The organism is Bordetella sputigena (assembly GCF_965137885.1).
GTDB classification, from domain to species: Bacteria; Pseudomonadota; Gammaproteobacteria; order Burkholderiales; family Burkholderiaceae_B; genus Bordetella_C; species Bordetella_C sputigena.
In genome coordinates, this window is record NZ_CBCSCA010000012.1 from 196067 (window position 1) to 212713 (window position 16647).

General features: G+C 64.9%; 15 protein-coding genes. 4 read left to right on the top strand and 11 right to left on the bottom strand.

Annotated elements, in window-relative coordinates; all coding sequences use genetic code 11:
* Positions 1-272: 272 nt before the first annotated feature.
* The 3 genes from ACNA0R_RS21725 to ACNA0R_RS21735 form a co-directional block, all read right to left on the bottom strand.
* The gene (locus ACNA0R_RS21725) at positions 273-1613 is read right to left on the bottom strand and encodes an extracellular solute-binding protein (protein WP_415828143.1); all 1341 of its coding nucleotides are present in this window, start codon (positions 1611-1613) and stop codon (positions 273-275) included.
* A 4-nt stretch (positions 1614-1617) separates the two neighbouring features.
* The gene (locus ACNA0R_RS21730) at positions 1618-2874 is read right to left on the bottom strand and encodes a D-amino acid dehydrogenase (RefSeq protein WP_415828144.1); all 1257 of its coding nucleotides are present in this window, start codon (positions 2872-2874) and stop codon (positions 1618-1620) included.
* Positions 2875-3044: 170 nt separating this feature from the next.
* On the bottom strand, positions 3045-4091 hold the full coding sequence (locus ACNA0R_RS21735) for a CDP-6-deoxy-delta-3,4-glucoseen reductase (RefSeq protein WP_415828145.1): 1047 nt from the start codon (positions 4089-4091) through the stop codon (positions 3045-3047).
* 121 nt (positions 4092-4212) lie between these two features.
* Between ACNA0R_RS21735 and sugE the strand changes: the two genes are divergently transcribed.
* The gene (sugE, locus tag ACNA0R_RS21740) at positions 4213-4530 is read left to right on the top strand and encodes a quaternary ammonium compound efflux SMR transporter SugE (protein ID WP_415828146.1); all 318 of its coding nucleotides are present in this window, start codon (positions 4213-4215) and stop codon (positions 4528-4530) included.
* Between the two features lie 21 nt (positions 4531-4551).
* Here the strand turns inward: sugE and ACNA0R_RS21745 are convergent, their stop codons facing one another.
* The 6 genes from ACNA0R_RS21745 to ACNA0R_RS21770 form a co-directional block, all read right to left on the bottom strand.
* Positions 4552-5430 (bottom strand): MOSC domain-containing protein, encoded by an 879-nt coding sequence (locus tag ACNA0R_RS21745; protein WP_415828147.1) that lies wholly within the window; start codon positions 5428-5430, stop codon positions 4552-4554.
* 121 nt (positions 5431-5551) lie between these two features.
* A complete protein-coding gene (gene thpD, locus ACNA0R_RS21750) occupies positions 5552-6475 on the bottom strand; it encodes an ectoine hydroxylase (protein ID WP_415828148.1) in 924 nt (307 codons plus the stop codon).
* Positions 6476-6515: 40 nt separating this feature from the next.
* A complete protein-coding gene (locus tag ACNA0R_RS21755) occupies positions 6516-6914 on the bottom strand; it encodes an ectoine synthase (protein ID WP_415828149.1) in 399 nt (132 codons plus the stop codon).
* Positions 6911-8218, bottom strand: coding sequence for a diaminobutyrate--2-oxoglutarate transaminase (gene ectB / locus ACNA0R_RS21760; RefSeq protein WP_415828150.1), 1308 nt, complete (start codon positions 8216-8218; stop codon positions 6911-6913). The genes ACNA0R_RS21755 and ectB overlap by 4 nt, the downstream gene beginning before the upstream one ends.
* Before the next feature lie 145 nt (positions 8219-8363).
* On the bottom strand, positions 8364-8912 hold the full coding sequence (gene ectA, locus ACNA0R_RS21765) for a diaminobutyrate acetyltransferase (protein WP_415828151.1): 549 nt from the start codon (positions 8910-8912) through the stop codon (positions 8364-8366).
* Positions 8909-9472, bottom strand: coding sequence for a MarR family winged helix-turn-helix transcriptional regulator (locus tag ACNA0R_RS21770; RefSeq protein WP_415828152.1), 564 nt, complete (start codon positions 9470-9472; stop codon positions 8909-8911). The genes ectA and ACNA0R_RS21770 overlap by 4 nt, the downstream gene beginning before the upstream one ends.
* Positions 9473-9794: 322 nt before the next feature.
* On the opposite strand from ACNA0R_RS21770, the gene dkgB reads away from it, so the two are divergent.
* Positions 9795-10598 (top strand): 2,5-didehydrogluconate reductase DkgB, encoded by an 804-nt coding sequence (gene dkgB, locus ACNA0R_RS21775; RefSeq protein WP_415828153.1) that lies wholly within the window; start codon positions 9795-9797, stop codon positions 10596-10598.
* Positions 10599-10649: 51 nt separating this feature from the next.
* On the top strand, positions 10650-11588 hold the full coding sequence (locus tag ACNA0R_RS21780) for a cyclase family protein (protein WP_415828154.1): 939 nt from the start codon (positions 10650-10652) through the stop codon (positions 11586-11588).
* A gap of 16 nt (positions 11589-11604) precedes the next feature.
* Here ACNA0R_RS21780 and parC read toward each other — a convergent pair whose 3' ends face one another.
* Positions 11605-13914 (bottom strand): DNA topoisomerase IV subunit A, encoded by a 2310-nt coding sequence (gene parC, locus ACNA0R_RS21785; protein WP_415828155.1) that lies wholly within the window; start codon positions 13912-13914, stop codon positions 11605-11607.
* 63 nt (positions 13915-13977) lie between these two features.
* Complete coding sequence (locus tag ACNA0R_RS21790; protein ID WP_415828156.1) at positions 13978-15939, bottom strand: DNA topoisomerase IV subunit B; 1962 nt, start codon at positions 15937-15939, stop codon at positions 13978-13980.
* Positions 15940-16261: 322 nt separating this feature from the next.
* On the opposite strand from ACNA0R_RS21790, the gene trxA reads away from it, so the two are divergent.
* Positions 16262-16588 (top strand): thioredoxin TrxA, encoded by a 327-nt coding sequence (trxA, locus tag ACNA0R_RS21795; RefSeq protein WP_086064188.1) that lies wholly within the window; start codon positions 16262-16264, stop codon positions 16586-16588.
* Positions 16589-16647: the final 59 nt, after the last annotated feature.

Below are 16647 nucleotides of genomic sequence, written 5' to 3' on the forward strand. Positions count from 1 at the left end.
CTGCGCGCCCACCATGGCGCGACCCAGCCATGGTGCCGAGACCCGTATGGGGCAACAAGACGCACATCTACGCATGGATGCGGATGTCACGCCTCGCGCATGCAATTCATAGGCGCCAGCAAACATCGGCCGGCCCGGGGATCGCCGAGCCGGCCCGCCGCGCGCGGCATGCGATGCATGCGAACCACGGCAGGGGGCACATGAAGCGCGGCATGCAAAAAAAACCGGCGGGCCAGGCCCGCCGGATTACGCATCGAGCTTGCAGCCGCGGATCAGCGTTGCTGGGCGATGAGGTGCGCCTGGCTGGCGGCACTGGTCAGCGCGGCCACGGGCGGCGTCTTGCCGTCGAAGGCCTGATCCAGCTCGCGGCTCAGCACGGGCTCGATACGCTCATAGTTGTTGACGCGGAAACCGCGCGCGGTCACGGGCGTCTGGGCGCGCATGGCCGAGACCACGGCCTGGGCGCCCGGGATGCGGTTGTAGAACGACACTTCGGACGCGCGGAACGCGCCTTCGGTCAAGGGCAGGAAGCCCGTCGTCTGATGCCATTCCGCCGCCACCACCGGCTTGGACAGCCAGGCCAGGAATTCGGCGGTGGCCTTGTCCTGTGCCGCGGGATGGCCTTCCATCACCCACAGCGCGGAGCCGCTGACGAAAGGCTTGCCCGGCGTCTTGGTGGCCTGTTCGTAAAACGGCAGGGGCGCGACGCCAAAATTCAGGTTCTTGGCCGCGATCAAGCGACCCAGGGCGCCGGAACTGGACGTCAGCACACCGCATTGTCCCTTCGCGAAGGATTCATCGGGCGTGTTGTCGTTGGTATGCTGGGTCAGCAGCAGCGAGCGCTTCCACGTCGCCATCAGCGACACGTGCCGCATGTACAAGGTGTCGAACTGCAGCGATGCCGGCGTGGGCTTGCCCTTGATCGCCTCGATGCCGTTGCCGTTACTGGTGTACAGCTGGTTGTTGATGGGCGCCAGGTTTTCCAGATGGACCTCGACCTGGTCGCTGGACACATACGGGCATTCCACGTCGGCCGCGTCACGCAGCTTCAGCAGTTCGGCCTGCAGGTCCTGCCAGGTGCGCGCCGGCTGGTTCGGATCCAGGCCCGCCTTCTTGTACAGCGGGATGTTGTAGAACATCAGCGGGATTTCGGCCATGTAGGGGAAAGCCAGCAGGCGCCCCTTGCTGTCGCGGGTGAAGCTGCTGGTGGACGGCAGGAACCAGCTGGCATCCTTGATCGGATACTTGGCCAGCAGTTCGTACAGCGGCTTGATGGACTTGTATTCCGCCACGACTTCCGGCGAATGGTTGTCCTGCAGCTGGATCAGATTGGGCGTCTTCTTGGCGGCCACCGCCGATACGGCGGCCTGCTGCAGGGCCTGCGGCGTGGCGAAGTCACGCACGGTGACTTCCACCGCGTCCTGCTCTTTGTTGTACTGCTTGACCAGCTTTTCGAATTCCGCCTTGTTGGCGTCGGTCATTGTGTGCCAGACCTGGATCTGCACCGGCGCCGCATGCGCCACACCCGCCGCCATCAAGGCAGCGCCGAAGATCCAGACACGCCCGCTGGCGCGGATTGCGCGGGCCAGGCCCGTTTCATGCAATTTCTTCATAGGTCTACATGCCGAGGAAAGGAAACTCCGGTTCCGGCGCGCGTCCGCTGAGCAGATCGGCCAGAGCCCGGCCCGAACCCGCCCCCATGGTCCATCCCAGTGTCCCGTGGCCCGTATTCAAGTACAGGTTGGGAATGCGGGTGCGGCCAATCAGGGGCACGTTCGACGGAGTGGACGGACGCAGGCCCGACCAGTAAACGACACGCTCGAAATCGAGCGCGCCGGGAAAAAGTTCGCGCGCCAGCTCCGTCATGGCCTGGCAACGCTGGGGATTCAAGGCACGCGAATAGCCCGCGAACTCGGCCGTGCCGGCCATGCGCAGGCGGTTGCCCAAACGCGAGAATACGACCTTGCGGCTGCTGTCGGTCAGGCTGACGCTGGGCGCCGCCGCCGGGTCCAGGATCGGGAAGGTGGCGGAATAGCCCTTGGCCGGGTAGACGTTGCAGGGCACGCCCAGCGGACGCACCAGGAACGGCGTGTAGCTGCCCATGGCCACGACATAGGCATCCGCGGCGACCTGCTCATAACCGCCCTGCGGGTCGAGGAGCTCCACCGCGTCCACGCGTCCGCCGATGGAAACCAGCCGCGTCACCTGCGTGGAGTAGCGGAACTCGACGCCGGCGTCGGCGCAGCGCTGGGCCAGCGCAACGGTGAACAGGTGCACGTCGCCGCTTTCGTCTTCCGGCGTGAAATCGCCGCCGACGATGCGATGGCGCTGCCCCGCCAGGGCGGGCTCCACGGCGACGACTTCATCGGCGGTCAGGATGCGGCGTTCGACACCGAAGTCGCGCATCACGCCCGCCGCCTTCTGCGACAGCTCGAATTCGTGCGCGTCGCGATAGAAATTCAGAATGCCCCGTTCCAGATGGTCGTACTCGATACCCAATTCCGCGCGCATGGCGCGCAGCGTGGCGCGGCTGTACTCGGCCATGCGGACCATCGCGCGTATATTCGGGGCCAGCCGGCCGGGCAGGCATTCGCGCAGAAAGGCGAGCCCCCAGGCCCACTGGCGCCAATCGAGTTGCGGACGGAAGAGCAAGGGCGCGTCTTCGCGTCCCAGCCATTTCAGGAGCTTCAGGGGCGCCTGCGGATTGGCCCAGGGCTCGGCGTACGAGACGGAGATCTGGGCGCCATTGGCGAAACTGGTTTCCTGGGCCGGACCGGTGCGCCGATCCATGACCACGACATCATGTCCCGCCTGGCGCAACCACCACGCCGAGCAAATACCGATGATGCCAGCTCCCAATACCGCAATTCTCATTCGCGCCAAGCTCCTGGGTACGCATCAGCCCGAAGGCGGCCGCATGCGCGGAATCCCGTTGAAATTACGGGAAAGAAGTTTACCTTGCCGCCAGCCGCCAACACGCCGGGGCGAGCGTTGAAACGCATCGCCATTCGTCGGCTTGTAAGCGCCTATGTCAATACGGCGGATCAAGGACGTGCCTTGGCCAAATCCGCTTCCGATGTAAAGGCGTCCGCGAAGAACTCGTCTTCCGGCAAACCGCATTGGCCGGAGAATTCCCGCCGCGCCGCGTCCACCATGACAGGGGCGCCGCAAGCATACACCTGATACCCGGAAAGATCCGGCAGATCGCGCATGACGGCCTCATGCACGAAACCGGTACGCCCGGTCCAGCCATCTTCCGGAAGGCTGTCGGAGACGACCGGCACGTAGCGGAAATCGGGCACGCTGTCCGCCCATGACGCGGCCAAGGCATCCATGTACAGATCATGCGGGCGGCGGCCGCCCCAATAGAGCGTTACGGACCGGCGGATCTGTTTGTGGATCATGTGTTCGACGATGGCCTTGATCGGGGCGAAGCCGGTGCCGCTGGCCAGCAGCACGATGGGCTTGTCGCTATCCTCGCGCAGGAAGAAGGAGCCGAAGGGCCCTTCGATGCGCAGGATCTCCCGTTCTTTCATCTGCGTGGCGCCGGCGCCGAACACGTGGTCGGTGAAATAGCCGCCCGGCATGTGGCGGATATGCAGCTCCAGCGGACTGCCCGCGTGGGGCGGCGTCGCCATGGAGTAGCTGCGGCGCCGGCCTTCTTTCAATATGAGTTCAATGTATTGCCCGGCATGAAAGCGAAAGGTCTCCGAAGCGGGCAGTTGCAATTTGATGACCGCAACGTCGGGCCCGATTCGCTCCAGGGTCTGCACACGCACCGGCAGCTTGCGGATCTGGATATCGCTGGCCAGCCGCACCTCAGCCGATTCGACCAGCAGGTCGGACGACGGCCGGGCCTGGCACAACAGGGTATAGCCGGCGGCCAGTTCTTCCGGCGCCAGGATCTGGGCGGGATAGGGTCCGGCATCGTAGTCGCCCGACAGCACCTTGCCTTTGCAGGTGGAACATGCGCCGCTGCGGCAGCTGTAAGGCAGAACGTAGCCCGCGGCCAAAGCGGCATCGAGCACGGTCTGGCCCTCTTCGATCTTGAACTGGTGTTGGCTGGGCGTAAGGGTGACCTGGAAAGTCATGGCGCGACGGTAGCAGTGTGACGGAGCGGAATGGTGCCGAATCGGACATTCTATAATTTTTGCCGTCCCGGGACAGGCGCATCCGGGGCCCTACCGTTGGCAATGCGCCGGAAAGTCGTCCATGACCTGGGTCATACTGTTTGTCGCCGGAGTGTGCGAAGTCGTCTGGGCCGTGGGCCTGAAATACACCGACGGTTTCACCCGGCTTGTTCCCTCCGTCATCACCATCGTCGGCATGGTGGCCAGCGTCTGGCTGCTGGCGATCGCCATGCGCACGCTGCCGCTCGGAACGGCCTACGCGGTATGGGTAGGCATCGGTACCGTGGGCGCCTTCGTCGCGGGCGTCATCCTGTTCGGCGAAAGCATGGGATGGGTGCGCCTGGCCAGTGTCGGTCTGATCGTCGTCGGGCTGGTCGGGCTGAAACTGTCCGCGTCGTAGCGGAACAGGTCCGCCGGGACGCTAGAACTTCCATTCCGCCGAGATCTGGTCGCCCACCCGCAGGATCGCGCCGGGCCGCGCATCGACGATGGCGTTCTGGCCGAATACCACGCCCATGTCCATGCTGCGCGTGGCCGTCAGCGTCAGGCCCGGCTCGTCGCCCTGCCGGCCGGTTGCCTGGTCGACGTCCGGGATGCTGCAACGCGTACAGGGCTTGACCACCGCGAGGCGGATATCGTCGCCGCGCGCGAACAAGGCGATGTGGTCTTCTTCATAGGCGCCCAGGTCATCGCCGTCCAGGACGATGTTGGGGCGGAAGCGATCCATCGGGATGGGGTCGCGCCCTTTGGCGCGCAACCGCTGGTTCAATTCATCCAGCGAAGCCTGGTTGACGATCAACACGGGATAGCCGTCGGCGAAACCGAAAAAATGGTTGCCATCGAAGCCGGCGGCCAGATCGCCGTGTTCGCCGCGCCAGCGCCCTATCCAGTCCGGGCTGACGGCCCGGCCGGCCGCCTGGATGTCGATCTTGTAGAGGCGGCAGGGATGCCCCAGGAAATCGCTGAACCAGCGCGCCGCGGCCGCGCTTTCGGAGCGCGCGGGAAAGGTGTCGCGCCAGACGGTAACCGGCTCTTCGACGGCGGCCAGCTCCGATCCGTCCAGGGGCACTTCCAGCAGCGGCATGCCCGGCGCGCGCAGTTGCAGATGGGTGGCGGTCAGCGCGGTGCGGACCAGGGCCATGGTGGGAACCTGCCGCTGCGTCAGGAATCGCGCACCGGCAACGACCAGCCAGCGGCGGTCGTGCGCCAGGCCCGCGCCGTCGATCGCCGACGCATCGAGGTCGATGCCCGCGCACGATTTGACGGGATAGATGTGCAGGCTGCGGACGGACAGGGACATGGCGAGCGGTGGGAAAGCACGAGAACCGCCGAAGCATAGCAATTATCCCGGTCTCGCCAACGTAAACAAATTGGCGCGAAACGTTGAATCCGTCTCGCGCCACGCCCGCCCGGGGCGGAGCTCAACTCACCAGCTTCAGCGCGTCCAGCGGCGTCAGCGCCTTCATGTCCGCGCGGGTGGCGATATGTTCCGGCCGCGGCGCCAGGCCGTATTTCGGCGCCCCCAAGGCGTTTTCAACGCTGTTGTAGACCATGAACACATTCGACCGCGGCCATGGCGAAATATTGCTGTTGGACCCATGCATGGTGTTGCAATCGAAAAACACCACCGAGCCGGCCTTGCCCGTCATCGCCTGGATGCCGCCCTGTTCGGCCAGCAACTGCAGGCTGATCGCGTCCGGCACGCCGTACTCCTGCTTCTTCAGCGATTGCTTGTAGTGATCCTGCGGCGTTTCGCCTATGCAGGAAATGAATTGCCGATGTGAGCCCGGCACCAGCATCAGCGGGCCATTGCAGACATTGTTGTCGGTCAGCAGCACCGAGCAGCTGAGCGCCCGCATCGCGGGCATACCGTCTTCCACGTGCCAGGTTTCGAAATCCGAATGCCAATAGAATTCCTTGCCCTTGAAGCCGGGCTTCATATTGGCGCGGGATTGGTGGATATAGACCTCGGAACCCAGGATCTGCCGCGCCACGTTGATCAGCCGCGGGTCGCGCGCCAGGCGCGACATCACCGGACTGAGTTGATGCACCATGAAGATGGACCGGACGGCGTTGCTGCCCGGTTCGGTAATGCATTCCTCGCGGCGGATGATGGCCTGGTCGCGCGACATGCGCGTGATCTCGGCGATCAGGGCGTCGACGTCGGCCTGCGGCAGGAGGTTTTCCAGCAATAGGAAGCCGTCGCGGTCATAGGCCTGGACCTGTTCCGGCGACAGCGCGTCGGCATAGCGACCGTCCCCGTACACGACCGGGTCGTGGCGGGCGACGATGCCGGCGCTGCGGTCGGTGCGCGACGCGTAGCGGTCTTTGGCGGGTGAAATCATCGTGGTATCTCCTTGCGTATTTCCTTGCGAACGAGCAGCCTCAGGCGGCTTCCTTTGCAGGCAGGGGATACACGCCGTTTTTGTCATGCACTTCCTGCCCGGTCAGCGGCGGGTTGAAGACGCAGATGACGCGCAGCGGTTTTTCGCCGCCGCACAGCCAGTGCTCGTCGTTCTCGTTCAGGGCGTAGACCACGCCGGGACCCAGTTCATAGCGCTTGCCGTCGGCGATGGTTTCCAGCGAACCGTCGCCTTCGATGCACCACACGGCTTCCAGGTGATTGCGGTAATGGATGTGGGTGCGGGTGCCGGGGAATATGGTGGTTTCGTGGAAAGAGAAGCCCATGCCGTCCTTCTTGAGCAGCACGCGCCGGCTCATCCAGGTATCGGTGCGGACCTCGTCCTTGGTCCCGATGACGTCGTTTACGTTGCGTACGATCATTGGCGTTTTCCTCCGAATTTCAGAATGCGGGCGGATTGCCCGGTTTCGGCCAGTACGTCGGCCACGCTGGCCTCGATGGCGTCCAGGCCGCGCTTGAGCAGGTCGTCCTCGATGGTCAGGGCCGGCAGCAGCTTGAGCACCTCGTCATGGGCGCCGGAGGTTTCGATGACGACGCCGCGCTCAAAGGCCTTGCGGGCGATGCGGTTGGCCAGCTCGGGCTGGCTGGCCGTGACCAGCCCCTGGATCAGTCCCCTGCCCCGCACCACCAGCCCGCTGCCCGGATAGCTGTGCGCCAGGTTTTCCAGCCAGTCGCGCACCAGCCTTTCCTTGCGCAATACCTCGTTGGCGAAGGCCTGATCGGCCCAATAGGTATCGAGCGCCGCCGCGGCGGTGACGAAGGCCAGGTTGTTACCGCGGAAGGTGCCGCTATGCGCGCCGGGCTTCCAGATATCCAGCTCCGGCTTCATCAGCACCAACGACATGGGCAGGCCGAAACCCGACAGCGACTTGGACAGCGTGATGATGTCCGGACGGATGCCGGCGGTCTCGAAGCTGAAGAAGTTGCCGGTGCGGCCGCAGCCCACCTGGATGTCGTCCACGATCAGCAGCATGTCGTGGCGGCGGCACACTTTTTCCAGCTCTTTCAGCCAACGCAGGGTGGCGACGTTGACGCCGCCTTCGCCCTGCACCGTCTCGACGATGACGGCGGCCGGCTTGTCCATGCCGCTGCTGGGATCGTCCAGCATGCGTTCCAGGTAGGCCATGGTATCGACGTCGGCGCCGAAATAGCCGTCATAGGGCATGAAGGTCGTGTTGCTCAGCGCATAGCCGGCCGCATCGCGGAACTTGGCGTTCGCCGTGGCCTGCAGCGACCCGCCGCTGACGCCGTGAAAAGCGTGGGTGAAGGAAATGATGTTGGAGCGGCCCTTTACCTGGCGGGCGATTTTCAGCGCGGCTTCCACCGCGTTGGTGCCGGTGGGGCCGGTGAACTGCAGCGTGTACTGCCACTTGCGCGGCTGCAACAGCACGCGGTCCACCGTTTCCAGGAAGTGCTTCTTGGCGCTGGTGGCCATATCCAGGCCATGCACGACGCCGTCCGAGGCCAGGTAATCGATCAGGCGTGCCTTGAACAACGGGTTGTTGTGGCCGTAGTTGAGCGTGCCCGCGCCGCTGAAGAAGTCGATGTACTCCGTGCCTTCCTCATCGATCAGCAGGGAGCCGCGCGCCTGATTGAAAATCACCGGAAAGGAACGTATGTAGCCGCGTACTTCCGACTCCATGCGATCGAAGATTTTCAGGTCCATATCGTTTTCTCCTGGCTGGTGAACGTTAATGACTTACTTGCACTGCCCGCCGTAAGGGGCAGGCAGGGCATGTTCGGCTTCGGGAACCCGGCCGGGATGACCGGCCCGGCGCATGCGCGCGATCGCGCAGTGGCGCATGCCCGCGTCAGCGCGGTATCGAGGCGAAAGGCCCGACCCGGATCAGCATTTCATCGTCGTGCTCGGCGCCGCCGAACAGCTGCTTGCCGAAGAAGGGCTGCTCGGCCACATGGGCGCCGAGATCGGCCGCCAGGCTGGTGAAAGTGCGCCGCGACGCCTGGTTGTCGGGGCCGACGGTAGTTTCCAGATGGCGGACGTCCGCCAGCGCCGGACGGCGCAGCAGCGCATGCAACATGCGCCGCGCCAGGCGCTGTCCGCGGGCGCGCTCATGCACCGCGACCTGCCAGACGAAAAGCCGCTGCGACTGGCCGGGCGGCACGTAGGCCGACACGAAACCGTCGATGGCGCCGCCGGGGCTTTCGGCCACCACGCAGGTCCGCGCGAAGTGCTCGCACAGCAGCAGGTAGGCATAGACCGTATTCAGATCCAGCGGCGGGCAGGCGGCGATCAGTCCATGAATGGCGGCGCCGTCGGCAACGCGCGGCGTCCTGAAAAGATGCGAGGGTTCCTGCGCGGCCAGCGTAGCGGCCACGCGCGTGATGCCGGCCTGGCTCATACCACCAGCCCCGATTCGGGCGCCGGCCCGCTGGTCGGCACATCGAGGATGGGGGAATGGTCATGGGCGTCGGCCGGCGCTGCCTGGCCACCCTGCTCCATCAGCGCAACGATGCGTTCCAGCGACAGCGTGATGGTGGCCTGTTCCAGCTCGGGGAGGGCGTTCAGCGCATCGGCCAAATGCTTCTGCAGCGGCGATGGCGCCTGCTTGGCGAGTTCGATGCCGGGCACGGTGGCGGTCACGAAAACCGTGCGGCGGTCTTCCTTGCCGCGTTCCCGGCGGATCAGGCCCTTGTCTTCCAGGCGGTCGAGGATGCCCACCACCGTACTGGGGCTGACGTGGATTTCCCGGCTGATGGCGGTGGAGGTCAACGGCCCGCGGGCGATCACCGTGCGCAGGCACATCAGCTGGGGAGCGGTGATATGGCTGACCGCCGCCAGCTGCCGCGAATGCAGGGCAATCGACCGCGTGATCCGGCGCAGGGCGCGCAGGATGCGCAAATCGTACTGCTGGGCAGACGGCGCGGGCGCGGCGGTTTCGGTATGCGTAGGTTCAGTCATATGTGCTGAAATGAATCGGTTCGATAAGATTCCGACCAGAATGAATTGTGCTGAATTGATTTCAGTACGAATTATATGGATGCGAAGCGCTCCTGTAAACCCGCTGTCCACCCATGAGCGGCTTTTCGCCGCCCTCATCGGCGTGCCATCCCGGACACAGCCCTTCCTTGCCGGACGCGGCGCCCGCATTGTTGACCCGCAAGCAAATAGGTTTGACCGGGACGGGGCTTAATCCACCAGGACCGGGCGTGCACACTGAAGCCCGCACCCTGTTCCGGGTTTCCTTCCCTTTATGTCCATTCATCCTCTACCGGAGTCAATCATGAGTATTCCCAGCTTTGGGGTCGGCACTTTTCGCCTGACGGGCCAGACCGTCATCACGTCGGTACGCAGCGCCCTGGACCTGGGCTATCGGGCCGTGGATACCGCGCAGATCTACGGCAACGAGGCCGAAGTCGGCCAGGCGATAGCCGAAAGCGGTATCAAGCGGTCCGAGCTGTTCGTCACGACGAAGATCTGGACCGACAACTACGCCAGAAACAAGCTGGTGCCCAGCCTGCGGGACAGCCTGGACAAGCTGCGTACCGACTACGTGGATCTGACCTTGATCCACTGGCCGGCGCCGGGAAATGGCGTCGAACTGGCCGAATACATGGCCGCGCTGGCCGACGCGAAAGCCCTGGGCCTGACGCGCCAGATCGGTATTTCGAATTTCAATATCGAATTGACCAGGCAGGCCATTGCCGCGGTGGGCAAGAACGAGATCGCGACCAACCAGATCGAACTCAGCCCGTATCTGCAGAACCGCAAACTGGCCTCCTTTCTGCAGGAACAAGGCATTACCGTCACTTCATACATGACGCTGGCCTACGGCAAGGTGCTCAAGGATCCAGTGTTGGCGCGGATTGCCGAAAAGCACCAAGCCACCGTCGCGCAGGTGGCGCTGGCCTGGGCGTTGCAGCTGGGTTACGCGGTGATTCCCTCCTCCACCAAACGCGAGAATCTGGCCAGCAACCTGCTCGCCCGTGACCTCCGCCTGGATGCCGAGGACATGGCCGCGATCGCGCAGCTGGAACGGAACGGACGCGAAGTCGACCCGGCGGGCCTGGCTCCCGACTGGGACTGAGCGGGGATGCCGTCGGGCGCCATGCAATCGAATCAATACAGGAGATACGCAATGAAAGCCTTTTGGAGACTCGCGCTAGGGGCGCCCTTGCCGTTTGCCATGCAGGCGGCACCCGCCGCCGATTGGTATCCCTCCACCTACGGCCCGAACGATGAGATCGGTGCGGCGAACCTGTTGACGCCGGAAGTCGTCAAGCAGGCGGCCGGCCTGGTCAAGACCGGCAAGACCTATCCCCTGGCCGTCCCGGTGGACAAGGATCTGCCGGCGTTTCGCCATCGCAGCTTCCGCCTTTACAACGTGCAGGTCGGCCAGCAGGCCGGCAAGTCGCTGGGGCCGAACAAGTTCACCTTCAACGACGAACTGGTCAACGCGTGGACCGGCGTGGGCACCCAACTGAACGGGATCGGGCACATCGGCATCGACAACGTTTACTACAACGGCAATCGAGCCATCGATTTCGTCACCGTCGACGGCGTTACCAAGCTAGGCGTCGAAAAAGTGCCGCCCATCGTGACCCGCGGGGTGGTGCTGGACATGACCGCCCACTATGGCAAACCCATAGTGCCCGGCGGCACGGAATTCACCCTGGCGGACATCCAGGCCGTGCTGCGCAAGCAGGGCCTGACCCTGCGCAAAGGCGATGTGGTCCTGTTCAACACAGGCTGGCTGGAACTGATCGGCAAGGAGAACAAGCAGTTCCTGGAAGTGGAGCCCGGCATCGGCATGGAGGCGGCGCGATGGCTCGCCGACCAAGGCATCGTCGCGTTCGGCGGCGACACCTGGGCCTCGGAGGTGTATCCCAACCCGCACGGCGATGACGAGTTCCCGGTCAATCAGTACATGCTTGCCAAGCGCGGCATCTACAACCTGGAACTTATCGACACTCGCGCCCTGGTGCGCGACCAGGGCTGGGAATTCCTGTTCGTGCTGGGCCAGCCCCTGTATGCCGGCTCGACCCAGGTGAACATCAACCCTGTCGCGATTCGATGAATGCGTCGACGCCGCCCTACAGCACCGGCGACAACACCGGCTGCTTCGGCCGGACATCCAACTGCCGGCCCTTGCGGGCGCGCTTGCCCACGTAGGGCTGCAGGCTGTTGCCGACCAGGATGTCTTCCACCTGCTTGTTGCGGTACATCCCGGTGGCGCGCAGCCCGCCGGCGCCGATGGGCACCACCTGTGCCAGCGTGTCGTTGCCGTCCAGCCCCATCAGGATGGTGCCGCGCCCGCCGCCGGCCAGGGTCTTGACCTCGTCCAGCCCGAACACCAGGAACTTGCCCTTGGCCGACAGCAATGCCAGCCGCTGCGCGCCTTCGAACACAGGCACGGGGCGCAGCAAGGCATCGCCTTCCTCCAGGGTGACGAACTGCTTGCCGCCGCGCTGGCGGCTGTTCATGTCGCCCAGCCGCGCGATGAAACCGAAGCCGCCTTGGGTGGTGAACAGCCAGCGGGTATCGGCGGCCGCCGCGATCATGTGGACGATACGGGTGCCCGACGCCAGGTCGATCATCGTGGTGACGGGCTGGCCGTCGCCGCGCGCGGACGGCAGATTGGCGACCGGTACCGTATAGGCCCGGCCGTTGTCGCCCAGCGCGATCAGCGTGTCGGTGGTGCGGCATTCGAAAGCGCCGTATAGATCGTCGCCCTGCTTGAAGCCGAACTGCGTGGCGTCGTGGCCGTGGCCCTGGCGCGCGCGCAGCCAGCCCTTTTGCGACACGATCACGGTGACCGGCTCGTCCACCACGCGCGTTTCCATCACGGCGCGCTCCGCCGCCTTGATCAGCGTGCGGCGCTCGTCGCCATACTGCTTGGCGTCCGCTTCGATTTCGCGCACGATGGTGCGCTTCAGGGACGCGGGATTATCCAGCAGCTCCTGCAGCTTGAGCTGCTCTTCGCGCTTCGCGGCCAGTTCCTGTTCGACCTTGATGCCGTCCAGGCGCGCCAATTGGCGCAGGCGCATTTCCAGGATGTCCTCGGCCTGGCGTTCGGTCAGCTTGAAGCGCGTCATCAAGGCCGCGCGCGGCTCGTCGGCCTCGCGTATGGTCTGGATGACTTCGTCGACATTGAGGTAGACCACCATGCGGCCTTCCAGCACATGGATGCGGTCGATGACCTTGTCCAGGCGATGGCGGGTGCGGCGGATCACCGTGTCGGTACGGAAGGCCAGCCATTCCAGCAGGATCTCGCGCAACGGCTTCTGGCGCGGGCGGCCGTCGGTGCCGATGCACACCAGGTTGACCGGCACGCTGCTTTCCATGCTGGTCTGCGCCAGCAGCGTGTTGACGAATTCGTCGCGGTCGACGCGCGAGGTCTTGGGCTCGAACACCAGCCGCACCGCGGCGTCCTTGCCGGATTCGTCGCGCACGGCGTCCAGCAGGCCGAGCATCTGCGCCTTGGCCTGCTGCTGTTCCGCCGTCAGCGCCTTCTTGCCGGCCTTGACCTTGGGATTGGTGATTTCCTCGATCTCTTCGAGCACGCGCTGGCCCGATGCGCCGGGCGGCAGTTCGGTGACCACCAGTTGCCACTGGCCGCGCGCCAGCTCCTCGAATTGCCAGCGGGCGCGCGCCTTGAGCGAACCGCGGCCGCTGTTGTAGATCTGCGCGATGTCCTCGGCGGGCGTGATGATCTGCCCGCCGCCCGCGAAATCCGGGCCCGGCAACATGGCATAAAGCTCTTCGTCCGGCAGCTTGGGCTGCTTGAGCAGCGCCACGCAGGCCTGTGCGACTTCGCGCAGATTGTGCGAAGGGATTTCGGTCGCCATGCCCACGGCGATGCCGGATGCGCCGTTCAGGAGCATGACCGGCAGGCGCGCCGGCAGCATCTGCGGCTCCTGGTGGCTGCCGTCGTAGTTGGGGATGAAGTCGACCGTGCCTTCTTCCAGTTCGTCCAGCAGCAGCCGGGCGATGGGCGTGAGCCGGGCTTCGGTATAGCGCATGGCCGCCGCGTTGTCGCCATCGCGCGAACCGAAGTTGCCCTGGCCGTCCACCAGCGGATAGCGCAGCGTGAAGCTTTGCGCCATGCGCACCATGGCGTCATAGGCGGCCTGGTCGCCGTGCGGGTGATACTTGCCCAGCACATCGCCCACGACGCGCGCGGACTTGACGGGCTTGGCGGTGGGGCCCAGGCCCATGGCCTGCATGGCGTAGAGAATGCGCCGCTGCACGGGTTTCTGGCCGTCGCCCACGTCGGGCAGCGCCCGGCCGCGCACGACGGATACGGCGTAGTCCAGGTAGGCCTGCTCGGCGTAGCGCCCCAGGGTAATGGCGGCATCGCCCGATTCGGAGTCGAACAGGCCTTGTTGATTGCTATCGGTCATGGTGTCGCGTCATTGCGATGCCATTGCGATGCCGCGCCGGTCGCGCCGGCGCGGCATGCGGCATCAGATATCCAGTTCGGCGAGATTGCCTTTTTCTTCCAGCCAGGAACGGCGCTGCGCCGATTCCCCCTTGCCCATAAGCATGTCGAACACGCGCGTGGTCTGCTCGGGATCCAGGTCGCCGTAGCTGACCGGGAGCAAGCGCCGCGTGTCCGGATTCATAGTGGTTTCCCACAGTTGTTCGGGGCTCATTTCGCCCAGGCCCTTGAAGCGGCTGATGCTCCAGCTGCCTTCGCGCAGGCCTTCCTTGCGCAGTTTGTCCTGTACGGCTTCGAGTTCGCCGGCATCCAGGCAGTAGACCTTGCGCGCCGGGCGCTTGCCCTGCGCCGGCACGTCCACGCGGAACAGCGGCGGCCGCGCCACGTAGACATTGCCCGCTTCCACCAGCTTGGGAAAATGCTTGTAGAACAGGGTCAGCAGCAACACCTGGATGTGCGAGCCGTCCACGTCCGCGTCCGACAGGATGCAGATGCGGCCATAGCGCAGTCCCGACAAGTCCGGCGTGTCGTTGGGACCGTGCGGGTCGACGCCGATGGCCACCGCGATGTCGTGGATCTCGTTGTTGGCGAACAGCCGGTCGCGCTCGACTTCCCAGGAATTCAGCACCTTGCCGCGCAGCGGCAGGATGGCCTGGAATTCCTTGTCGCGGCCCATTTTGGCCGAACCGCCGGCCGAATCGCCTTCCACCAGGAAGACTTCGGTGCGCGACGCATCGCTGGATTCGCAATCCGTGAGCTTGCCGGGCAGCACCGCCACGCCGGAGCTTTTGCGCTTTTCCACGCGCTGCGCCGAACGCGCCCGCGCCTGCGCCTGGCGTATCGCCAGTTCGGCCAGCTTGCGGCCGTATTCCACATTGCTATGCAGCCACAGGTCCAGCGCGCCGCGCGTGAAGCCGCCGACCAGGCGCACGGCGTCGCGGCTGTTCAGCCTTTCCTTGATCTGGCCCTGGAACTGCGGGTCCAGCACCTTGGCCGACAGCACGAAGCTGGCGCGCGCGAATACGTCTTCCGGCAGCAGCTTGACGCCCTTGGGCAGCAGGCTGTGGAGTTCGGCGAAGCTCTTGACCGCGGCGAACAGGCCTTCGCGCAAGCCGGATTCGTGCGTACCGCCGGCCGGCGTGGGAATCAGGTTCACATAGGATTCCCGCACGGCGTTGCCGTCCTCGGTCCAGGCCACCACCCACTGCGCGCCCTCGCCTTCGGCGAAGGTGTCATGGTCGGCGCCGGCGTACTGGCTGCCTTCGAACATGGGAATCATCAGTTCGGCGCCGCCCAAGGCTTCGGTCAGGTAGCCGCGCAGGCCGTCCTCGTATAGCCAGGTCTTGGTATCGCCGGTCTTTTCCACGGACAGCGTCACGCGCGTGCCGGGCAGCAATACCGCCTTGCTGCGCAGCAGCTGCGTCAATTCGGCCAGCGGAATATTGGGGCTGTCGAAATACTTGGGGTCGGGCCAGACGCGCACCCGCGTGCCGGATTTCTTCTTGGCCACGCCGCTGAAGGGGGCCAGCGGTTCGGCGACCTCGCCGTCGCGAAACACCATGCGATGCACGCCGCCATCGCGCCACACGATGACTTCCAGCCTGCTGGCCAGCGCGTTGGTGACCGAGACACCCACCCCGTGCAGGCCGCCGGAAAACGCATAGGCGCCGCCGCCCTGCTTGTCGAATTTGCCGCCGGCGTGCAGGCGGGTGAACACCAGTTCCACGACCGGGGCGTTTTCCTCCGGATGCATGCCTACCGGGATGCCGCGGCCGTCGTCCTCGACGGAGACGCTGCCGTCCGCGTGCAGGATGACCTGTATGTGCTTGCCGTTGCCGGCGAGCGCCTCGTCGGCGGCGTTGTCGATGACCTCCTGCACGATGTGCAGCGGATTTTCGGTGCGGGTGTACATGCCCGGGCGCTGCCGCACGGGCTCCAGGCCCTTCAGGACCCGGATGGACGCCTCTGTATAACGTGGAGTGGCCAAGTTATCCCCAACCTCTGTGGAAAAAAACCGACATTCTAAGTAAAGAGCCAGCATTGGCGCCGCGCGGGGTAGGATGCGCAAATCCTGATCACCACGTGCGGGATACACCCGGCCGTCCCTGGGAAGGGACGGGACGGGCGCGCCTGGAAAACGGGGCTGTCGGCACCAGCCGCCCCTGCCGCGAGGCTGGTTATGCTACACAAAAACCCGTGACCGGCGCGGCCACGGGCCTGTTCGGATGGACAGTGGTATGCTTTAATCCTGCCAACTCAGAATGGCGGGTCGAAGCACGTCTCCCCGCCGCAAAGCAACGAGAACAGTCATGAGTGACCAAATCAAGCATGTCAGCGACGCCAGCTTCGATGCCGACGTTTTGAAGGCCGACGTCCCCGTCCTGGTGGACTACTGGGCGGAATGGTGCGGCCCCTGCAAGATGATCGCCCCGATCCTGGAAGAAGTCGCCAAGGAATACGCCGGCCGCGTCGCCATCGCCAAGCTCAACGTCGACGAAAACGGTGACACGCCCGCCAAATACGGTATCCGCGGCATTCCCACGCTGATGCTCTTCAAGGACGGCAAGGCGGCCGCCACCAAGGTCGGCGCCATGTCCAAATCCCAGCTCACCGCCTTCCTGGACAGCGCCTTGTAATCAGCGTTCGTTCCGCCGCGCGGGCCCGTCCGTGGCCCGCCGCCCCCTCCCTCTTTCCC